At 55.0% G+C, this 20,139-nt stretch carries 17 protein-coding genes; 11 read left to right on the top strand and 6 right to left on the bottom strand.

The annotated features are described in order from the left end of the window. Positions 1-54: 54 nt before the first annotated feature. The 4 genes from F1728_RS08375 to F1728_RS08360 are packed head-to-tail and all read right to left on the bottom strand — an operon-like array spanning position 55 to position 5,577. Positions 55-1,461 (bottom strand): hypothetical protein, encoded by a 1,407-nt coding sequence (locus F1728_RS08375; RefSeq protein ID WP_155363729.1) that lies wholly within the window; start codon positions 1,459-1,461, stop codon positions 55-57. A gap of 57 nt (positions 1,462-1,518) precedes the next feature. Next, positions 1,519-3,432 carry a 1-deoxy-D-xylulose-5-phosphate synthase gene (dxs, locus tag F1728_RS08370; protein ID WP_155363728.1) on the bottom strand — a complete coding sequence of 638 codons (1,914 nt, stop codon included), beginning with the start codon at positions 3,430-3,432 and terminating at the stop codon, positions 1,519-1,521. Then, complete coding sequence (locus tag F1728_RS08365; RefSeq protein ID WP_155363727.1) at positions 3,432-4,325, bottom strand: polyprenyl synthetase family protein; 894 nt, start codon at positions 4,323-4,325, stop codon at positions 3,432-3,434. The genes dxs and F1728_RS08365 overlap by 1 nt, the downstream gene beginning before the upstream one ends. A 46-nt stretch (positions 4,326-4,371) precedes the next feature. Further along, complete coding sequence (locus F1728_RS08360; RefSeq protein WP_155363726.1) at positions 4,372-5,577, bottom strand: M20/M25/M40 family metallo-hydrolase; 1,206 nt, start codon at positions 5,575-5,577, stop codon at positions 4,372-4,374. Between the two features lie 264 nt (positions 5,578-5,841). Between F1728_RS08360 and F1728_RS08355 the strand changes: the two genes are divergently transcribed. From F1728_RS08355 to F1728_RS08320, 8 genes are all read left to right on the top strand, one after another. Then, positions 5,842-7,059, top strand: a complete 1,218-nt coding sequence (locus F1728_RS08355) for an SGNH/GDSL hydrolase family protein (protein ID WP_155363725.1) — start codon at positions 5,842-5,844, stop codon at positions 7,057-7,059. A 341-nt stretch (positions 7,060-7,400) separates the two neighbouring features. Next, positions 7,401-8,630 (top strand): Glu/Leu/Phe/Val family dehydrogenase, encoded by a 1,230-nt coding sequence (locus F1728_RS08350; RefSeq protein ID WP_155363724.1) that lies wholly within the window; start codon positions 7,401-7,403, stop codon positions 8,628-8,630. Between the two features lie 91 nt (positions 8,631-8,721). Next, entirely contained in the window at positions 8,722-9,246 is a 525-nt protein-coding gene (locus tag F1728_RS08345; RefSeq protein WP_145037581.1) for a Crp/Fnr family transcriptional regulator, read from the top strand. A gap of 288 nt (positions 9,247-9,534) precedes the next feature. Next, positions 9,535-10,809 (top strand): glutamate-5-semialdehyde dehydrogenase, encoded by a 1,275-nt coding sequence (locus tag F1728_RS08340; protein WP_155363723.1) that lies wholly within the window; start codon positions 9,535-9,537, stop codon positions 10,807-10,809. Between the two features lie 75 nt (positions 10,810-10,884). Continuing rightward, on the top strand, positions 10,885-11,934 hold the full coding sequence (gene fliM / locus F1728_RS08335; protein ID WP_155363722.1) for a flagellar motor switch protein FliM: 1,050 nt from the start codon (positions 10,885-10,887) through the stop codon (positions 11,932-11,934). A 410-nt stretch (positions 11,935-12,344) separates the two neighbouring features. Beyond that, positions 12,345-12,545, top strand: a complete 201-nt coding sequence (gene rpmI, locus F1728_RS08330) for a 50S ribosomal protein L35 (protein WP_145037587.1) — start codon at positions 12,345-12,347, stop codon at positions 12,543-12,545. A gap of 83 nt (positions 12,546-12,628) precedes the next feature. Continuing rightward, positions 12,629-12,985, top strand: coding sequence for a 50S ribosomal protein L20 (gene rplT / locus F1728_RS08325; protein ID WP_145037588.1), 357 nt, complete (start codon positions 12,629-12,631; stop codon positions 12,983-12,985). Between the two features lie 204 nt (positions 12,986-13,189). Next, positions 13,190-13,636 (top strand): hypothetical protein, encoded by a 447-nt coding sequence (locus F1728_RS08320; RefSeq protein WP_155363721.1) that lies wholly within the window; start codon positions 13,190-13,192, stop codon positions 13,634-13,636. 10 nt (positions 13,637-13,646) lie between these two features. Here F1728_RS08320 and F1728_RS08315 read toward each other — a convergent pair whose 3' ends face one another. Together F1728_RS08315 and F1728_RS08310 are read right to left on the bottom strand one after the other, a co-directional pair. After that, positions 13,647-14,096 (bottom strand): hypothetical protein, encoded by a 450-nt coding sequence (locus tag F1728_RS08315; RefSeq protein WP_155363720.1) that lies wholly within the window; start codon positions 14,094-14,096, stop codon positions 13,647-13,649. 207 nt (positions 14,097-14,303) lie between these two features. Continuing rightward, the gene (locus F1728_RS08310) at positions 14,304-15,569 is read right to left on the bottom strand and encodes a PQQ-binding-like beta-propeller repeat protein (protein ID WP_155363719.1); all 1,266 of its coding nucleotides are present in this window, start codon (positions 15,567-15,569) and stop codon (positions 14,304-14,306) included. Between the two features lie 238 nt (positions 15,570-15,807). Between F1728_RS08310 and F1728_RS08305 the strand changes: the two genes are divergently transcribed. The 3 genes from F1728_RS08305 (at position 15,808) to F1728_RS08295 (ending at position 20,127) form a co-directional block, all read left to right on the top strand. Continuing rightward, positions 15,808-17,841 carry a sigma 54-interacting transcriptional regulator gene (locus F1728_RS08305; protein ID WP_155363718.1) on the top strand — a complete coding sequence of 678 codons (2,034 nt, stop codon included), beginning with the start codon at positions 15,808-15,810 and terminating at the stop codon, positions 17,839-17,841. 514 nt (positions 17,842-18,355) lie between these two features. Further along, entirely contained in the window at positions 18,356-18,685 is a 330-nt protein-coding gene (locus F1728_RS08300; protein ID WP_155363717.1) for a hypothetical protein, read from the top strand. Positions 18,686-19,179: 494 nt separating this feature from the next. Continuing rightward, the gene (locus F1728_RS08295; protein WP_149341176.1) at positions 19,180-20,127 is read left to right on the top strand and encodes a DUF1559 domain-containing protein; all 948 of its coding nucleotides are present in this window, start codon (positions 19,180-19,182) and stop codon (positions 20,125-20,127) included. Positions 20,128-20,139: the final 12 nt, after the last annotated feature.

Genomic DNA, 20,139 nt, shown 5'->3' with positions numbered 1-20,139 from the left:
CGGGCGATTCGTGCAGTGGGAGCTGGAAGAACGACGCTCCCTTTCTCCGTGCGACTATTTGATTTCGCTGTTCTCTTCAGCGGGGCCTGCCTGTCGGGGAGCGGCCTGGGGATCGAGGAACTGGAGGCTCAGGACGATATCCGCGTCCCGGTCTTTGAGTTCTCCCAGCAGTTTCTGATCGACGGTGAAGACGAACGAAATCTGACGTCCCGAGGGATCTGCACAGAGGTAATAGATCCAGTGCACAGGGACGTTATTGGCTTTGCCGGCGACCGTGACACGATGAATGTAGCGACCGTCGTCGGTCTTCAGGTTTTCCGCTTTGAGGATTTCGATCAGTTTATCGCCCAGCGAAGTGCGGATGTCCTGATGGAACTGTTGCTCCGAAGTATGTTCGCCTGCTTTGACGGACGGGATCTTGGAGATGTTAGCCTGTGCGATCAGGCTGCCTTTGTCGAGCAGTCGCAGGACGGCGACCTGTCCGGTCTGGTGAAACACATACCAGTCGCGGGGGAGCAGCAGTCGTACGTTCCAGGGTGTTTCAAAACTCAGGTATTTGGATTCGGGACTGGTTTCGAGAGGAATCGAGGCCACAACTTCTTCGGTGAGTTCTCCCGGGCTGGCCGCCAGGCTGCGGTCCCAGTTGACGTTCGCGGTGACTTTCATTCCTGGGCTGACGGAACCGACTGAGCGTTTTTCCGTCTGCTCCAGTTCCAGGTGACTGATGAAGTTTTCGTCGGTGCGGAACTGAAATTTCCCTTTCACATCGATCTCAGTCTGGGCACCCACGGTGGCGCCTTCGATCTTACCTTTGAAGGTGATCGTGGCGATATCGTCGGCGACGGAATCGAGCTGGCAGGTGAGTTCTGATTTCAAGACTGCTTCGAGCCCGGTCAGTGACTGCAGAACCCAGCGATCGGGAGTCCAGACTTCGCCGACTTCCACTTCCGACTGAGGCAGCAGGGCGAGGACGGGCAGGGAGTCGCCGGGGGAATTGAGCAGTTCCACTTCCGAGGGGAGCAGGTTGCTGTTCGGCGAATGCAGGGAGAGGCCTTCGGTTTGTCCTTCTGCGACAATCAGGCGATGCCGATCGCTGCCGCGGGCGAAGGTTTTCTGTCCCTGGACGTCGATGGTGGCTGTCGCGGTTTCGTAGAAGCGAACCGAGCGGAAGGCTTCGGCATCGCGACCGGTGCCAGGTAGACGTTGTTCGAGGTATTCGAGATTTCCATCTACATCCAGTTCGAGCGAACGGGCCTTGGCAGCGTTGACTGCGGTTTCCAGCTGACCTTTGACTTTGATTGTGGATTTGACTTTGAAGGTCCGCGGGGCCTGGGCTGACTCCTGGAGCTCATATGTTTCCGCGGAGACCGCCTGGGCCGAGAACAGCAGGCAGGCTGTTGTCAGACCGAGGCAGAAGAACTTTACGATGGATGAGGGCAGGGCTGCATTCAATAACGACATGCGGAAGGCTCCGTAAATCAAGCGTCCATACTGATTGGAGAAGGAAAGCCGATTTGTTTACTCGTTGATCAATAATCTGGACTGCTGAGCCATCTCACGCGCTGCGGCAGAAATGCCTGCCACATCCAGTCCCAAATCAGCCAGGAGTTCCCCACGATGACCGTGTTCGATAAATCGATCGGGAATGCCCAGACGTCTGAGATGCTGCGTGTTGATGCCGGCTTCGTTAGCCGATTCCAGCATAGCGGATCCAAAACCGCCACAGAGTGTACCTTCTTCAACGGTAATCACAAAGCCCGATTCCTGCAGGGCCTGATGGATGACCTCGGTATCCAGGGGTTTGGCGAAGCGGGCGTTGATCACGCCGACATCGAGCCCCTCTTCCCGCAGTTCTTCGGCGGCGCGAACACAGTCAGTAAACAGGGATCCGAAGGCGACAAGCATGCCATCTTTGCCCCAGACATAGACTTCGGACTTGCCCAGTTCGACAGGGGCAACCTGACGTTCCACCGCATCGGCGGCTGCTTTGGGGTAGCGAATGGCTGTCGGGCCATCGAAGGTCAGCGAGAATTCCAGCATGCGTTCGACGTCCTGGGCATCGCCGGGGGACATCAGCACCATGTTGGGGAAGCACCGCATGTAAGAGTTGTCGAAGGCACCGTGGTGGGTCGGGCCATCTTCGCCGGCAATCCCGGCGCGGTCCAGACAGAAGGTCACGGGCAGATTCTGCAGGGCCACTTCCTGGAAAATGTGGTCGAAGCTCCGCTGCAGGAAGGTGCTGTAGATATCGACGATCGGTCGCAGACCGGCTTTGGCCATCCCGCCGGCGAATGCGACCGCGTGCGCTTCACAAATGCCGGTATCGAAGAAGCGATCGGGGAAGGCGTCACGAATTTTGCCCAGTTTATTGCCGGCACACATGGCGGCAGTGAGCACAACAACGCGTTCGTTGTCGGTCATGGCCTGGAAGATCGAATTGCTGACGACGTCGGTATAGGCCTTGGATTTAGCAGCCCCCGGCTTTTCGATGGGAACGATTTCGTTGTCTTCGTTCCGTTGAAACGGAGCTGGTGCGTGGAAGGAGACTGGATCGTTGGTGGCCGGTTCGAAGCCATGTCCTTTTTCCGTCAGAACGTGCAGCAGAACCGGGCCTTTAATGTTCTTGATCATCTGCAGGTAACCGGACAGTGATTCAATATCGTGTCCGTCTACCGGGCCGATGTAGCGGAAGCCCATTTCCTCGAAGAGCATCCCGCCATGCAGGAAGCCTTTGACGGCTTCTTTGAAGCTGCCCAGTGTGTTTTCCATCGACTCGCCGACGACGGGCAGCTTATTCAGCAGCCAGGAGACATCGCGTTTGAGACCGTTATAGAAGGGGGCAACACGTGCTTTATCCAGGTACTTTGCGAGTCCGCCGACACGGGGGCAGATTCCCATTTTATTGTCGTTCAGGATGACGAGGACATCCTGGTTGAGGCCGGCGGCGTTGTTCATCGCTTCGAAGACCACGCCCGAAGGGAGTGCGCCATCGCCGATGACGGCCACCGATTTGCGTCCCGGTTCGCCGGCGAGATCATCGCCCGCTTTGAGGCCCATGACGGTCGAGACACTCGCGCCGGCATGCCCGGTCATGAAGAGGTCGTAATCACTCTCTTCCGGGTTGGGGTAGCCCATCAGGCCCCCTTTGCGGCGGATGCTGGAGATCTCTTCGTAGCGGCCGGTGATCAGTTTGTGTGGATAGATCTGATGCCCGGTATCCCAGATGAGACGATCCTTGCGGAAATCGTACGCGAGGTGCAGGGCGATACAGAGTTCGACAACTCCCAGGTTACTGGCAAAGTGAGCCGACCGGTCTTCCACCACGGTACACAAAACTTCACGTATTTCGTCTGCCAGTATTTCGAGTTCAGACCCGGAAAGCGTTCTCAAATCCACGGGGGATTTGATCCGGGGAAGAATTTCGATTTTCATCAGTGATCTCGTTCTAATATAAAGTGGGCCAGTTCTTCCAATCTTTGGCCGTGGCTCCCAAGTGGGGCGATCGAGAGGCACGCTTCCTCAACTAAATTTTGGGCGCGTTGGCGACTATCTTCAACGCCAATCAGCGAGGGGTAAGTTAATTTACCGTGATCAGCGTCTTTTCGCACGCCTTTTCCCATTTTTTCTTCATCACCTGTTAAATCAAGCAGGTCGTCAGTTATTTGGAATGCCAATCCTATGCAGGTTCCGTATCTCTCCAGGTTTCGCAGCAGTTCGGGGTCGGCGCCTCCGATCCGGGCACCCATGGTGAGGGCGCTGCAGATCAGTCGACCGGTTTTGCGACGATGGATGGCTTCCAGCTGCTCGAGTGTGGCTTCTGTCAGGTGTTCGGACTCGAGATCCGCGACCTGTCCACCGACCATGCCGACAGCGCCAGCGGCATTGGCCAGGTCGACACAACAGTCTGCTGCAATAGACTTTACTTCAATTTCGCTGGCCAGCAGTTCAAACGCCCGCGTGAGCAGGGCATCGCCGGCGAGAATCGCGTTGGCTTCCCCGAACTTGATGTGACTGGTGGGCATGCCCCGACGGAGGGCATCATCATCCATGGCGGGGAGGTCGTCATGGATCAGCGAATAGGTGTGCACCATTTCGATCGCGCAGGCAGCGGAGAGGGCGGATTCCGGATCTCCGCCACAGGCTTCACAGCTGAGCAGTACGAGGATGGGACGGAGTCGTTTTCCCCCGGCAGAGAGGCTGTAAGACATTGCCTCTTTGAGAATGGGTGGGCAGTCGGTTGAGGGATCCAGGGCCGCGTCCAGACGCTGGTTGACCTGTTCCTGCAGACTGCTCCACATGGCTTTGAAGGACGGGGGCTGACTCATAACGTTACGTTCTTTGAATTGGCTTTGTGTTGAAGAGAGGGCCTGTTTATGTATCTGATTCGGCTGCTGTCGCGAGGTCCAGGCCGATCTGGCAGGCTTTGAGATATTCATCGATCATCAGCGTTTCGCTGGTGGTATGAATATCCTGCTGGCCACAACCGAGGGTGACGGTGGGGAAGCCGTGGGCGGTCATCCAGTTGGCATCCAGTCCGCCATTGCCGATGGTAAGGTCGGGAGTCCCCCCCCGTTTCCGGATCGCCTGGCTGGCGGTCTGGACGGCGGGCTCGTCTGCGGAGAGCCGGAAGGAGTCGTATTTTAAGTAGGACTCAAACGAAACACGACCTTTTTGTCCGGCACTGTTTTTCGTGGATTTGGCTGCTTTTTCAAAGGCTTTTTTGAATTCCTTGAGGATGCGTTCGCGGAAGCGGGGGTTATGGCTGCGGGCTTCTGCTTTAATCGTGAGCTCCGGCATGACGACGTTGGTGGCTGCTCCGCCGGAAAGGACGCCGATATTGCTGGAGCCTGAGTCTTTACCTTTGACAACCAGTCCGTGCCAGCCGTTGGTAGCGAGATCGTCGATGGCTCTGCCCGCGATGACGGCGGCACTGACGCCGAGTTCGGGGTGAGCACCCGCGTGGCTGGCGAGTCCGTTGATATGAATCAGCATGCCTGAATCACCGGTGGCACCAATGCAGACCATGTCGGCCAGTTTGCCGTCCCAGTTGAAGCACATGGCAGGTTTGCCCAGCTTGCTTGTCGTCAAATGCCGCACGCCGACCAGGCCGATCTCTTCCTGTACCATCCAGACAAAGGTGAGAGGGGGATGGGGCAGATCCTGTTCGAGGATGGTGATCAGGGCGTTGAGAATCACACTGCAGCCCCCGCGGTCGTCAGCTCCCAGAGCGGTGAGCGGGCTCTTTGAATGGATCAGCTTCCCTTTTTTGATCGGTTCCGCTCCGACACAGAGAGGGACTGTGTCCATGTGGGCCATCAGGAGCCGCCGCGGTCCTTTCACCGTACCGGGCAGTTTGACGATCATGTTCCCACATTCACCACCAATGCTGCTCTTCTTATGGGCGGTGTCGAAGGTGATCTGTTTCTCCGGGAGACCGGCGGCGATGAGTCTGCGCTGGATTTCGGCGGCGATCTGGCCTTCCTCTCCGCTTTTTCCGGGGATGGCCATCAGCGCGGTGACAAGTTGTAATGCCTTCTTGTCATTGACTTTAGGTGTAGTGGTTTTAGGTTGGCTCATGGGGCTCTCGTCCAGATCGAAGGTGAAGTGGTCGTTTTCTGAAGCGTCAGAAACGAACCAAAGGATGATGCAAGGTACGTACTCGGCTCTGTTTTTTCAATGCGGAGCCGTCGTCGTTTTCGCGTGCGAAGTGGCTCTGACAGACTCATATTGCTGTATTTACCGATGAAACTTAGAATCCCGCCTTCTTGATTCGCCGAAATTCCGTAACGGGGCACGGACGCCTCGGACAGAATCTTAGCAGCGGTATTCTGATAATTGAAAATGATTCGTTCACGCCTGCGCTGGCTCAAGCATTTAACGCTGGCACTGCTGACTCTCGTCCTCCTTGCGGTCGGGAGTGAGGTCGCGTTACGTATCGAGGAATACCGGCAGCAGGAGAGTGTCAGCAGCTATGACGCCGACGGTTTTCTGATTCCCTCAGATGTCAGTTATCACCGCATCCGTCCCCTGCAGCAGGTCACGCGGAAGCACCCGGATACCGAAGAGGTCGTCCAGTTTTCGATCAACAGCATGGGACTGCGGGGCAAAGAATATGCGATTCCCAAGCCGACGGGCGTGTACCGGATCCTCTGCCTGGGCGGAGAGACCGTCCTGGCCCCTGAAATGGCTGACGAGGATACGTTCTGCGTCAGGCTGGAACAACTGCTGCAGAAACAGACTCAGCTCAAGGTGGAAGTGATCAACGCGGGGGTGCCTGATGCCTGTCCGCTGATGTCTTATCTGCATCTGCGGCATTCGCTGTCTGGGCTGCAGCCGGATCTGATCCTGTTTAATTTTGATATGTCCGATGTTGCCAATGATCACGCATTACGCCGCTTCACGCAGATCGGAGACACGGGCGTGCCGCTCTGTGCGATGCATCCGCTGTTTGAAGAGATGAATGCTCCCGAGAAGCTGGAAAGCCATTTTCTGGTCTACCGATATCTGCTGAGATGGTTAGGAGATTACTGGGTTCAGAACCAGCCTGCGGGACTGGATCGAGATATTGATACTCCCCAGGGGACTTTTCTCTGGCTGGAGGATCATCCGCCCGACTGGTCCGTGTATGTGCGTCAGACGCTGGAGCCGATACAGAATATTCAGCAGATCTCACAGGGAACCTATTCTCGGTTCATTCTGGCGACTTATCCCAAGCCCTGGCAGGTTTCCGAGTCCGCGATGAGTGGAAAAAATGCGCGGGCCGCGGTGGGAGTCCGCGAAGGGGTGAAGTACGGCAGCCGGTTTCCATTTGAGCTGCTGGAGACGTACTCCAAACAGTTGAATGTGCCCTATTGTGATACTTCGCCCGTATTTCAGGCGATTCAGAATCCGGATCGTTATTTTCTGGAGAACGTACCCCAGTTCTCGCGTGAGGGGCATGCGTTGTATGCCCGCGAGCTGGCACTTTATATTTTAAAGGAGATCCCCGGCATCTGGTCTGATCCGGTTCCCTCACCTTCCGAGCAGGCGCCTCAACAGGCACTGGCTCCGCTGCGCTGAGAAAACCGGTAATAAAGATGAATAAACGGACTATAACAACTATCGTGATTGTAGAGGCTGTTCCAGAGCTGTCTGATTCATCGTCAGGCTGCCTGGGAACAAAGAGACATCGCCTGGTTTAAGGGGCTTCCCTCAACCGGGTGTAGAATGGCAAATTCTTTGATTTTCAAAGGGTTTAAGACAAAACTACGACCTATCTTTTACTTATGTGAAGTCCGCTTCACAGGGCAGCTGGTAGCGAAAAATATTCATCGGTCGCTGCAATGCGGAAATTTGATCTGCTGAGGTCTCTGAGCCGTTACTGCGGGACCGGTTTTGAAATTGATTGAGGAAAGATTTTCATGAGTTCATACGAGACCGCATGCCGTTACTTCGACCAGGCTTCCCGTCAGGTGGGGCTTTCGCGGAACATGCAGGAACTGCTCAGGACGCCGGAGCGCGAGGTCAAGGTAGAAGTTGCGATCGAACGCGACAACGGGGAAATTGCCACTTACATCGGTTACCGTGTACAGCACGACAGCTCCCGCGGACCCATGAAAGGGGGACTGCGTTTTCACCCCGAAGTGAACGGCGATGAAGTGCTGGCCCTGGCATCCCTGATGACCTGGAAAACCGCGCTGGTCAACATTCCTTACGGAGGAGCGAAAGGGGGCATCTCGGTCGATGTGTCCAAGCTGTCCCAGGGAGAACTGGAACGCGTCACGCGCAAGTTTATCGATAAGATTTACGATGTGATCGGTCCCCTGAAAGATATTCCGGCCCCGGACATGGGAACCAACGCCCAGGTGATGGCCTGGATCATGAACCAGTATGAAAAGTATTGTGGCTTCAACCCGGCGTGTGTGACCGGAAAACCGCTGGAACTGCATGGTGCGGACGGTCGTGAAGAAGCGACGGGCCGCGGCGTGGCGATGATCACACGGCAGACTCTGGATCACATGAAGATCGATCTGTCCGGTGCGACTGTGGCGATTCAGGGATTCGGCAACGTGGGGAGCTTTGCCGCACAATTTCTGGATGAGTTCGGAGCCAAGATTGTCGCGGTTTCCGATGCCAGCGGGGGCATTTACTGTGCGGACGGGATCAACATTCCCAAGCTGATGGAATACTGCAAAGATACCAAGGCCGTGCGCGGGTTTCCGGAGACGGAAGCGATTTCGAATGATGAAGTTCTGGCTTCCAATGTGACCGTGCTGATTCCGGCAGCCCTGGGTGGCGTGCTGACGAAAGAGAACGCCAAAGAGGTCCGGGCGCGGTGCATTATTGAAGCTGCGAACAACCCGACTGATCCGGATGCGGATGAAATTTTCTCGAAAAATGAGATCGTGGTGGTGCCCGATATTCTGGCCAATGCCGGCGGAGTAACCGTCAGTTACTTCGAATGGGTTCAGAACAGACAGCACTTCAGCTGGGAAAAAGCTCGCGTTCGTTCCGAGTTAGACCGTATTATGGATGACAGCTTTGAGCTTGTCTGGAAGATTGCCACTGATAAAAAAGTATCGCTCCGCATCGCGGCCTATATTCTGGGCATTGGTCGTGTGGGGCGAGCCACCGTGATGGGAGGCATCTGATCGCGGTTTTTAAAGGGATCACAGCCATGATTAGGCAGTGATCAAAAGCTAACTTAATTTTACACCAGGCGCTATAGAAGAGGTGATATAAATGGTTTCCACAGAGCAGCTGATCAATGACTGCGTGTTGTTTCAGTCAGTTACGCCGGAGGAAATGGACGAATTGCTCGACCAGGCTGAGACAGAGGATTTTCCGGAAGGAGTCCGCATTCTGGATGAAGGTAATTCGACCCGGTATCTCTGGATCATTCAGCGCGGTACCTGCGAGGTTCGCAAGCAGCTTTCCAACGGAGATGAGCAGACATTGACCGAGTTGGGGCCCCTGTCCATTTTTGGTGAAATGTCCTTTTTCAAACCGGCTCCGCATTCGGCGAGCGTGGTGGCGACTTCCGATGTGTCCATCGTGCGGATCCCCTGGAAGAATTTCGATCAACTGCTGAAAGCGGGAGTCAGCGGGGCGCAGAAAGTCGTTTATAATACCGTGCGAATCATGTCTGACCGGTTGAGGACCATGGATAAATGGTCAGCAGAAATGGTTGAAAGCTGTGGTACCAAGAACAAGAATGCGGAATGGCACGAGTTTCGTTCCAAACTGTATTCCGACTGGCAATTCTGAGCAGAGGTCTCTCCGGGAACTCAAATTCTTCCGGAGAGCGTTTAAAATAGATAAAATTAGAAGGTTATCAGCGCGAAAAGTGATCCCGCGTTGACACATTTCCGCTGATTGCTGATACTCCGGAATGCGGAACCCGGTTCGTCTGGACTGCGGTGGGCGATACAGAAGCGCACCGGCCGGGGGAAGTCTGTGTCAATATTTTGAGAATCCACATTCCACAGCTGTTATCAGTTTCAGATTAACCCGGTGGCAGGGGCCGGTGAATCCCTGCTTAGATCGCTTGAAGTTATGAGTAGTACGACCGAATTAGACCTGGCGCAATACACCGAACAACTGGCTCAGCAGGCCCGCGCTGCATCGCGTAAACTGGTTTCCGCTAATGGGAACCAGAAGAATGCCTGGCTCCGTCGGATGACCGAACTGATTCGGGAACGGACTCCTGATTTACTGGCTGCGAACGAACGCGATATCGAGCAGGCTCCCGAATACGGTTTGTCGGAAGCGTCGATTGACCGTCTGCGATTGACCGAAGCGCGGCTGGAGGGCATTGTCACGGCGCTGGAAGAGATCATGGCTTTGCCTAATCCGGTTGGCGAAGTGATTGACAGTAACATGCGTCCCAACGGTCTGCTGGTAACCCGGGTGCGGGTGCCTCTGGGCGTGGTGTTCTTCATTTATGAGTCGCGTCCGAATGTGACCATTGATGCGGCCGCATTATGCGTGAAGAGCGGCAACGCGGTGATCTTACGCGGCGGAAAAGAAGCCTTTCACAGCAATATGGCCTTTTATCAGCTGCTGCAGGAAGGGCTCCGCGACGTGGGGCTGCCTGAGCAGGCCGTACAACTGGTGGAGACCACCGATCGCGAAGCGGTGGGGCATTTTCTGAAGTTGAACAAATACATTGACGTGACCATTCCCCGTGGTGGTAAGGGGCTGATCGAGCGTGTGGCCCGTGATGCCACGATGCCTGTGATCAAGCATTTCGACGGAATCTGCCACGTCTATCTCGATAAGACGGCGGATCCGGAACTGTCAAAGCGGATTACGGTCAACAGTAAGTGTCAACGGCCCGGTGTGTGTAATGCCGCCGAGTGTCTGCTGGTGCATGCGGATGTCGCAGAGACCTTATTACCGGAAGTTGCGAAAGCACTGCTGGATGCGGGGGTTGAGCTGCGGTGTTGTCCCCGGTCGCTGGAACTGGTGGGAAGCGGTGTGCCTGCGACCGAGGAAGATTATGGCACCGAGTACGGGGCGAAGATCCTGTCGGTTAAGGTTGTCGAGGATATGGATGCTGCGATTGAGCACATTCATCAGTACGGTTCGGGGCATACCGAATCCATCATCACGACCGAACTGGCGGCAGCAGAGAAGTTCACGACCGAGGTCGATTCTGCGGCTGTAATCGTGAATGCCAGCACGCGTTTCAATGATGGGGGTGAGTTCGGTCTGGGAGCGGAAATCGGTATCAGCACAGACAAATTTCATGCACGGGGCCCCTGTGGGCTCAACGAATTGACGAGTTATAAATACGTGGCCCACGGAGCAGGGCAGATCAGAGAATAGAGGGGAAACAAGTTTTTGCGACCCGGCCGGTGAGCCTCATATCCCGGCGGGCTGTGAATTACAGGGAGGCCAGGGATGGCAGATGTACTCAGTCAAAATGAAGTGGAATCGCTGTTATCGGCGCTGGATCCATCTGCCGGCTCTTCCGGTGGGGGGAGTCGACCGGCGGCCCGGAATACCGATTTCAATTCCCAGATCAGCATCTACGACTTCAAACGCCCGGAACGCGTCAGTAAAGAGCAGATGCGGGCGTTTCGCGCTTTGCATGAAAGCTTCAGCCGGGAGTTCGGGGCGGCACTCAGCGGGATGCTGCGGTCGATTATTGAAGTCAAACTGATCAGTGTAGACCAGCTGACGTATTCTGAATTCGTCTTCAGTCTGGAAAACCCGACCTGCTTCAACCTGCTCGAATCCGAGACGCTGGACGGACATATTATTCTGGATATCAGCCCATCGATTATCTTCCCGATCATCGACCGGCTGCTGGGAGGGGATGGCCACACGCACGGTGCCTATCCCAATCGGGCTCTTACCGAAATCGAAATCCGCCTGGTGTCGCGTATTACCGGCCTGGCGATTGAGGGGATCGAATCTGCCTGGAGTAACCTCTGCGACTGGAAGCTGCGGGTTTCCCAGGTGGAAAGTAATCCCCAGCTGGTTCAGATCGTGCCGCCGAACGAAGTGATCGTGCTGATCTCTTTCGAAGTGACGATGGGGGAGACCCGGGGAATTATCAACCTCTGTATTCCCTTTAATACGATTGAGCCGCTATCGAACAAGCTGACTTCAGATACCTGGTCGGCTTATAAGAAGAAAACGCCTGACATGCGTCAGCAGTTGAATCTGGAAGCGAGTGTCTCCAAGTCCAAGATCGAGATGAAGGTGGAGCTGGATCACAGTCGGCTGACTGCGGGTGAGGTAATGAATCTGGCTGTCGGTGATGTGATCATGTGTAACAAGGGGAGTGCCCAGAGCCTGACGGTGGAAATCGAAGGGGCACCGGTCTTCACGGCTTATCCGGGTGTTTATAAGGGGCATAAGGCGATCAGCATTGAAAAAATGCTGGCGATACCCAAAGATATCATCGAGCAGCGAATCAAGCAGGCGGAAGCAGGCCAGGCCTGACGCAGACGAGCACGCCGGCGGTGTGGTCATAAGTTTACATTTTACTGGTTGAGCCACTGCTGAATAACCTGCAGCGGGAGCCATCACCTGCAAGATTGATGGATTCCGAGCGTTCACGTCGACCGGAGAACGCGAGTTTTCGGGAAATCGGTTTTTTTCTCTGCAGGAATACGGAATTTACTCCCGTTTCGGTGGAAAACCAGAGGGGAGGCTGATTATACTGCCCGATCAATCTACAGCGCTACCGTTGTGGTTTCTGTTTTTATGAACAGTATTCTTTGCTGTTGACCGGGTGAAATCTGGTCCGGTAAAGAGATATATAGATAGTGTCATTCAGGACTTACGCCTAGAAACTCTGTTGTGTCAGAGGGCCGGCGAAAGCTGAAGTCATTTACGAAGATTGAAGAACAATGCCCAAGCAAAAGACTCACAAAGGATTGAAGAAGCGTTTTAAGATTACCGCTTCAGGAAAAGCCAAGCACCGCAAAGCATTTCGGGGCCACATTCTGAGCAAGAAGAGCCCCAAGCGGAAAATCGGTCTGCGTAGCGATGGCGTCGTGACCGGAACGGAAGCGAAGCTGATCGTGGAAGCCCTGCGTCCCGGTTCTTAAGCCGTTCCCGATTCCCCTGACAACGGCACGCGGGGAAACGATCCTGACAGAATCCAGATTACACATTCAGTTGGAAAGTAATAATGCGAGTTAGCAAAGGTTCAGCTCGACGTCGAGCCAAGAAAAGACTGTTTAAAGAAGCCCGTGGTAATTACGGTGGCCGCAGCAAGTTGTTGCGTACCGTAAAAGAAACAATCATTCGGTCTCGTGCTTATGCCTACCGTGACCGTCGGGTTCGCAAACGTGAATTCCGCGCTCTGTGGATTACCCGTATCACCGCTGCCTGTCGTGCAAGGGGTACGAACTATTCGCAGTTCATTAACGGTCTGTCCAAAGCGGGCATCACGCTGAACCGGAAGTCTCTCAGCGAGCTGGCGATTTCTCAGCCTCAGATCTTCGATGAGATCGTCAAAGCAGCACAGGCAGCTCTGGCAGCATAATCTGCCTTTCTGCTGAAATAAGCCAAATTCCAGCCGGATCTGTTTTTAACAGGTCCGGCTGTTTGCGTTTGTACCTGGCTGCGGGGAGAGCGAAAATTGCCATACGCAAAACGGGAAGGATCTGGTAAATTCAGTCATCGTTCCCGCCTGTGGGCTTAGGCAGGCCTGGGTTTCTCGTTTTGATCCGCAGGGAGGCAGGAGAGTATGACTCACTTAAGGCGAGTATCGTACCGACAGCAGCAGCTCCGAAGATTGCTGCTGGCGTGGACGCTGGGCGTATCGTGCGTCTGTCTCCTGGCTGGTTGTACCGGCGTGCGTCGCGTCGTGCCTGCCCCGCTGGTGTTTGAAGAGCAGTCTCAGAAGATTCTGGCGATCGCTCCTTTGGGCACGCCGAAAGCCGAGGCGATTCAAAAGCTGACGGACGCCGGAATCAGCGGGGAATTTGCTTCCAGCCCGTCCATCTATTACTGCGATCTGTGGGAGCAGGAGAACGGAAACCGCTGGCACATGAATGTCGCGTTGCTGTTCAATGAGCAGGGCGAGCTCTATAAGACGCGGCCCGCTCAGGCGGATGTCACCTGGCAGAGTGCGGAAGAGGCGGCTGAGAGTGAGCAGTCAGCCGGACAGGCGACGGAGCAGGTGCTCCAGTGAGCCTGAGGATTCAACTGTCGACGGGGTCGGCAGGTTTTTCCAGCAGCTGAATATGCCCCTTGCAGAACTTGCAGGCGGCGACAGAGCCCAGGTATTTGCGGGCGATGCGCAGCTCTTCTTCACAGTGTGGGCACTTCGTGTAGAACGCGGAAGCGACATGGCTGTGGGATTCGTCAGGGAGCTGGATTGTGGACTGACAGAAGTTGCAGCTGACCTGTTTGCCCAGATACTTTTTGTGGACCCGGAGTTCTTTGCGGCAGTCGGGGCACTGGAAGTAGAAGCCGATCGGAAAGGCGTCAATGCGGACGGCGAGTTCCTTGAGCGGGTGAAAGGCGGGGATCTCGACAGTGTCGTGTTCGAGGTCTTCATTCAGCAGCTCACGACAGGTCTGGCAGTGAACGAGGTTTGCAGGCATGTCCTCCCCACAGCGTGGACAGGGGCCGCCGGGCCAAGCGGGCATGGTCAGTCCTTCTTTTTCAAAATTTCAATCAGAGTCACTGACAGATTTGAGATGGCCCGGTATCTCGTCTGGAGAGTCTGTCAAAAGGAAATGGAACGGGCTTCCAGAGAACGCGGAAGCCCGTCATACCGTTGTAACTGAATTATAACAGAACCCGTGATTGATATGAATCAGTTTTTTCTAATTCTGTATCCATCACTGCTGTGCTTACTTTTTGGCTTCGAGGCAGTAGAGATGCTTGAAGGTTCGCAGGAACATGCGTCCGTTGGCGACGACCACGGTAGCGTGGCTCTGGTCTCCGAGCTTGATTTTTTCGTAAGCTTTGAATTTGGGAGAGGCGTCGACCATGGCGACTTCACCATTTTCGTCGATGCAGTACAGGACGCCGTTAATGCAGACGGGAGAGCTGCTGTAGTCGCCTGCGATACGTTCGGTCCAGACGTTCTTCTGGGTGGTGAGATCAACACAGCTGACCACGCCGGCATCGCCCCAGAGGTAGAGGTGCCCTTCGTAGACAACGGGGGTCGGCACATAAGGCAGCTTGGTGGACCGTTCGTATTTGATGTGGGTTTCCTTGATGTTTCCGGATCCGGTGGGATCGACGCCGTAGAGCAGCTTGCCGCGACCTCCGCCGCCACAAGTGGCGAAGATCAGTCCTTCGCCGTAGACGGGTGAGGAGACGGTTCGCATCGGAAATTCGCCGGTGGTCCAGATGACTTTACCGTTTTCCGGATCGAGGCTGCTGATACCGGTGGCCCCACTGACGCAGATCAGCTGTGGTCCGGTGTTGGGGTGTTCGACAATGATTGGAGTCGCGTAGGAGGTTCTCCGGACGGCCCGGTCGGCTTTCCAGACGATTTCTCCGTTGAGCTTGTTGAAGGCAGTGACCGAGCTGGGCCCCTGCTGATCGTTGGTGGCGATGACCAGGTTCTTGTAGATCATGGGGGAACTGCCGTGACCGTGCTGGCTGGTGAAGGAACCCAGGTCGCGTTCCCAGATCTTATTGCCTTTGAAATCGTAGCAGATGAGCATGTAAGATTCTTCGTCTGCGAATTCGACATACACATGCTCGCCATCGGTGGCCGGCGTGCTGGAAGCCCAGCTCCCTTTGCGGTGCTTGTGGCTCTTTTTCAGTTTGGTTTCCCGCTTCCACTTTTCTTCCCCGGTTTTGGGGTCGAGGCAGAAGAGGTAGCGTGTTTCGCCTTCACCCAGGGCGGCGGTGACGAACAGGTTGTCTCCCCAGATGGAGGGAGACGAGTGTCCGAGGCCCGGGAGTTCTTTGTGCCAGGCGTAGTCCTTTTCGGTCCAGCTTTGGGGGAAGCCCTTCTCGCTGGAGAGGCCAGAACCGTCAATCCCCCGGAAACGAGGCCAGTTTTCGGCCTGAATGGAGGAAAACGCCAGCAGGCAGAAGCAGAGGGCTGCTGTGAACTTCAGGGCAGGAGAGAACGCACGGGAAGGTAGTAAATCTTTCATGGGAGATTCTCTATATGCGGAATTACAGGCAGGATGTTATTGAGATTTCACAGGATTAGCTTGACGAATTTTATGTTCTGGTGCAAGTTAATTGAATATAATATTTGATAGGGCTATCGTAAGTAAACAGGGCGTACGGGTTTCGGCAATGTTTGCGAAACGCATGCCTGTCAGTTCTTTCATGAGGCATCAGGTGCACGGGCCGGAGGTCTGTGTGTTCTTTCCTGCGTAATTATCTATGCATAATTCTGAAAAACAAAATTCCAAGACTGCCTCAACGGTGGCCTACCTGATCGTGCAGGAAGTGGACGAACGGGGCAAGGTCTACCGTCTGGTGGACCGCCAGGTGACGACCATCGGGCGTGCTCCGACCAATCGAATCGTACTGGACGACGAAGTCTGCAGCCGCAGCCACTGTGAGATCTTCTACAGCGATGGTGGCTGGTACATTCGCGATCTGGGCAGCCGTAACGGCACATTGGTGCAGGGACTCGCGATATCGCAGGACCATCGACTGCAGGAAGGGGATGTGGTCGAGATCGGTGACAGCGAGGCGATCTTCACCTTCGATGTCTCGCGATTCTCTGCGCGTCCGACTTCGGACGGCTCGAGTGCGGTGATCGACAGCGAGACGATGGGAGTCGGGCAGCAGTCGAGCTGGGATGAGCTGAATATGCCCGAGATTATTCAGCGGAAAAGCCACACCCGCTTTCACACGCCGCCCCCCCCCGCACAGATCGACCGGGATCGTGCCAGCCGGGAACTGGGGCGTCTGTATCGACTGGCTCTGGAGATGGGGAATGCCCAGTCCGAACAGGAGCTGTGCCAGATCGTGCTGAACGGCCTGTTTGAAGGAACCAGTGCCGACATTGGTGCGATTCTGAACCTCGATCCGAGTAAAAGCCTGCCCCGTAAGCCGGAAAATCTGAGGGTGATCGCATTTCAGTCCGTGGATGAGCTGCCTTATCGGAAGCCGTCCGACTACCTTTCCAAGATGGTCTTCGACGAGGGGGATGCGCTGCTGGCGCACAACATCGCCGATGACAGCAAGCTCTCGACACGCGACAGCCTGGGGAAGATTCATGCCCAGAGTGTGATCTGTGCTCCTCTACGTAACAAGAACGGAGTGTCGGGGCTGATTCACCTTTATTCGACCAACCCCGATAATCCGCTGGATTCAGAGGATCTGGAATTCACGCTGGCGCTCGCCGATCAGCTGGCGGTTTCACTGCAGAACCTGAGCGAGAAGCTGCAGCTCTCAGACGGCCTGGCTCGGATGGAAGGGGAGAACAAGGCGCTCCGCGAACAGCTGGAACTGGAGAGCGAGCTGGTGGGACAGAGCCCGAGCATGGTGGCGTTGAAGGAACAGATTCTCCGCATTGCCCCGACGGATGCGAGTGTATTGATCCGGGGGGAGAGTGGCGTCGGGAAAGAACTGGTGGCTCGGGCGATCCACTTCAACAGTCATCGGAAGAAGCAGCCGTTCGTCTGTATGAACTGTGCGGCGTTGAGTGAGGGGCTGCTGGAAAGCGAGTTGTTCGGCCACGAGAAGGGTGCCTTCACCGGTGCGACGAGTCAGAAGCCCGGGAAATTCGAACAGGCACACCGCGGGTCACTGTTTCTGGATGAAGTCGGGGAGATGTCTCTGGCGGTTCAGGCGAAGTTTCTCCGCGTGCTGGAAGGCCACTCCTTCGAGCGGGTCGGGGGGAGTGCCTCGATTGACGTGGATGTCCGCGTGGTAGCGGCGACGAACCGCGATATGGAGAAGGCGGTTGCCAAAGGGACGTTTCGGCAGGACCTCTATTTCCGGCTGCATGTGGTGGAAGTGAGCGTAGATCCGTTGCGGGTGCGTGCGGATGACATCCTGCTGCTGGCGAATTACTTTCTGAACCGGTTCGTGACGAAAACGGGCCGACCGATACGCGGGTTCACCGATCAGGCCAAGGATCTGCTGGAGTCGTATCACTGGCCGGGTAACGTCCGCGAACTGCAGAATACGATCGAGCGGGCTTTCATCCTGTGTACGAGTGATGTGTTGGATGCTGAGGACATTCAGCTTTCCGCGGTGGGGATGGAGAGTGATCCGCAAAGTGTGCTGCCCGCTGTGCACAGGGGCTTCCGTGAGGTCTCTCTGGAAGAAGTGGAGCAGGAGCATATTCTGGCGGTGCTAAATAACACCAACTGGAACAAGTCCCGATCCGCTCAGATCCTCGGTATCGAGCGTTCGACGCTGGATCGGAAGTTGAAGCGCTATGGGATCAGCCGGCCCTGAGCGGGCTCTGAGGGGCTTTCAGCTGGGATCTGGTGAGCCAGGGCCCGGTTTTGAGTGATCGAAAAAATCAACATTGATCAGCTGCTGATCGGCAGGAATTGCCAGCACTGGGAGACTTGGGTCTATGGGCGATTCGATTTCAGAGTAGTTTGCAAAAATGTCAAAAATCTTGTTGACATTTTAGCATAAAAACTCAAGAATTGTCCTGTAAACAGGGGATATCAATTGGGTGTCCTCTCTTGCGGCTCCTGGCTGCAACCTTGAACTTTCGGGATGTTTTTTCAACACCAGAACTAGAAGAGTTTCCCGCCTGATAAAAACTTCCCACACCCTTGGAGGGTGTTGCTTTCAATCTCCCAAATAACGCAATGGAAGCGTACGCTACGAGCGATTGAATTTCTCGGTTTGGTAGAGATGACTGAATTTTATTGTTCCACGTAGAGGGTTTGTCTGCTCATATGGTATGGGCTGAAAGCCTGGGCTTATTAATTGTTGTTGGAGAAAGAAGAAGAGAATGTCGGCATTTTTGATGGGTACAGATGACGTTGAGAATCTTTCATACGAACTTGAAGATGATCAGTCACTGGTCAGCTACGAAGATGGTGATTTCCAGGATGAGTACTCGGAAGATGGCTATGAGCCTAACTTTGATGCTCTGTTTGGTGAAGAAGAGTACCGTCAAATGGGCATCAACCCGGACGAAGCTACTCAGGCCAAACCTGGCTCAGAACAGAAAGTTCTGATGCTTGCCGCTCGCTATGCTGCTGGCCTGCCTCTCTGGAATCACAGTGATTGCTATGATCACGGACCAGGGGAAAACCTGCTGCAGGGTCTGCTTGCTTAAAGCGATCGATCTGTTCAGTCAACAGATCGTGATATTTACATAGAAAAGGGCCTTCAGAACTTTCTGAAGGCCCTTTCTCTGCGCCTGGAGGTCGCTCCTGAACCTCTGTGGCTATGATTTCGTTCCGGAAACATCCGGTATAGATTGCCGGGTTTTTGCAGACAGACTGAGTTCCTGCTTGGAATTGGGTCTTTGGTCTGCTATCATCGACTAGTGAACACTGCTTTCGGGATGGAAGTATCGTGTTCGCATCCCGTGCTCTCCCTTCGCTACGAAACCCGTGGTGAACCTGCCTGAGAAGACTTACCTGTAAACATCCAACCTGATTTTTCACACCGTAAGCTGAACCCGGTTTACGTAACCCGCATTTAAATTTGTGCTGTTCACTCATCCACAGAGGCTGCAGACCACTGTCTGCTCGGGGTCGCTTTCCCGCTTCTGCCCGGGTGATTGATGTTTCAATTGATTGATTTGAACCTGATTCTGGAGTAACCATGAGCGCTCGCAAACGAGGATTCACTCTGATCGAACTACTGGTGGTGATTGCCATCATCGCCATTTTGATCGCTTTACTGCTGCCCGCCGTCCAACAGGCGCGGGAAGCCGCCCGTCGCAGTACCTGTAAGAACAATCTGAAACAGATTGGTGTGGCACTGCATAACTACCTGGAAACACATTCCACATTTCCCCCCGGGATTACCCGGGCACAGGGACATCCCTATGGCCCGGTTGAAGGCTGGAACACCGGTAAAGTGCTCTGGTCGGCGTTTATTCTGCCTTTCATGGATCAGGGACCGCTGTATAACAAAATCAACTTTCAGGTTGCCGACCCGGGACGGAATGCGGTGAACGCCGAAGCGCGGAACGCGATTCTGCCCGTTTATCGCTGCCCCAGTGATCCGGGCGGAAAGAATCTGACCAACTCCAGTGCCGGCCCGAGCAACTACACGGGCTGTGTCGGGAACAGCCCCCTGGGAGCGGTTTCCGGCGGAGGCAGCTCTTACCAGAACAACGGGACCTCCGTGTTCTTCACCGACAGTAAGACGCTGATCCGGGATATCACCGATGGAACATCAAACACGATGATGGTCTCTGAACTGCTGGTCGGGTCGGAATACCGGAACTACGGTAACGTCAGTGGTGGCGCTTTGCTGGATGACTGCAGCACCACTGCCAGCACCAACCGATATCGGGGAGAATCCTGGTTCAAAGGGGATGCCTCCATTCGCTGGGCTTACCTGACGGTCTTCCCGCCAAATCATGATCTGGCCTGCCGAACCTTCCAGGAATATGCGAATGCACCCGCAGCCAGTAAGCATGTGGGCGGCGTACATATCCTGCTCTGCGATGGCTCTGTCCGTTTTGTCTCCGACAACATTCACCTGGGGACCTGGCAGAACCTGGGGAACAAGTCGGATGACAATGTGCTGGGCGAATTTTAATTCCAGCCGTCT

The organism is Gimesia benthica (assembly GCF_009720525.1).
GTDB classification, from domain to species: domain Bacteria; phylum Planctomycetota; class Planctomycetia; order Planctomycetales; family Planctomycetaceae; genus Gimesia; species Gimesia benthica.
The sequence above is the reverse complement of the archived record's forward strand: the minus strand, read 5'-3'. Positions and strand labels throughout refer to the sequence as shown.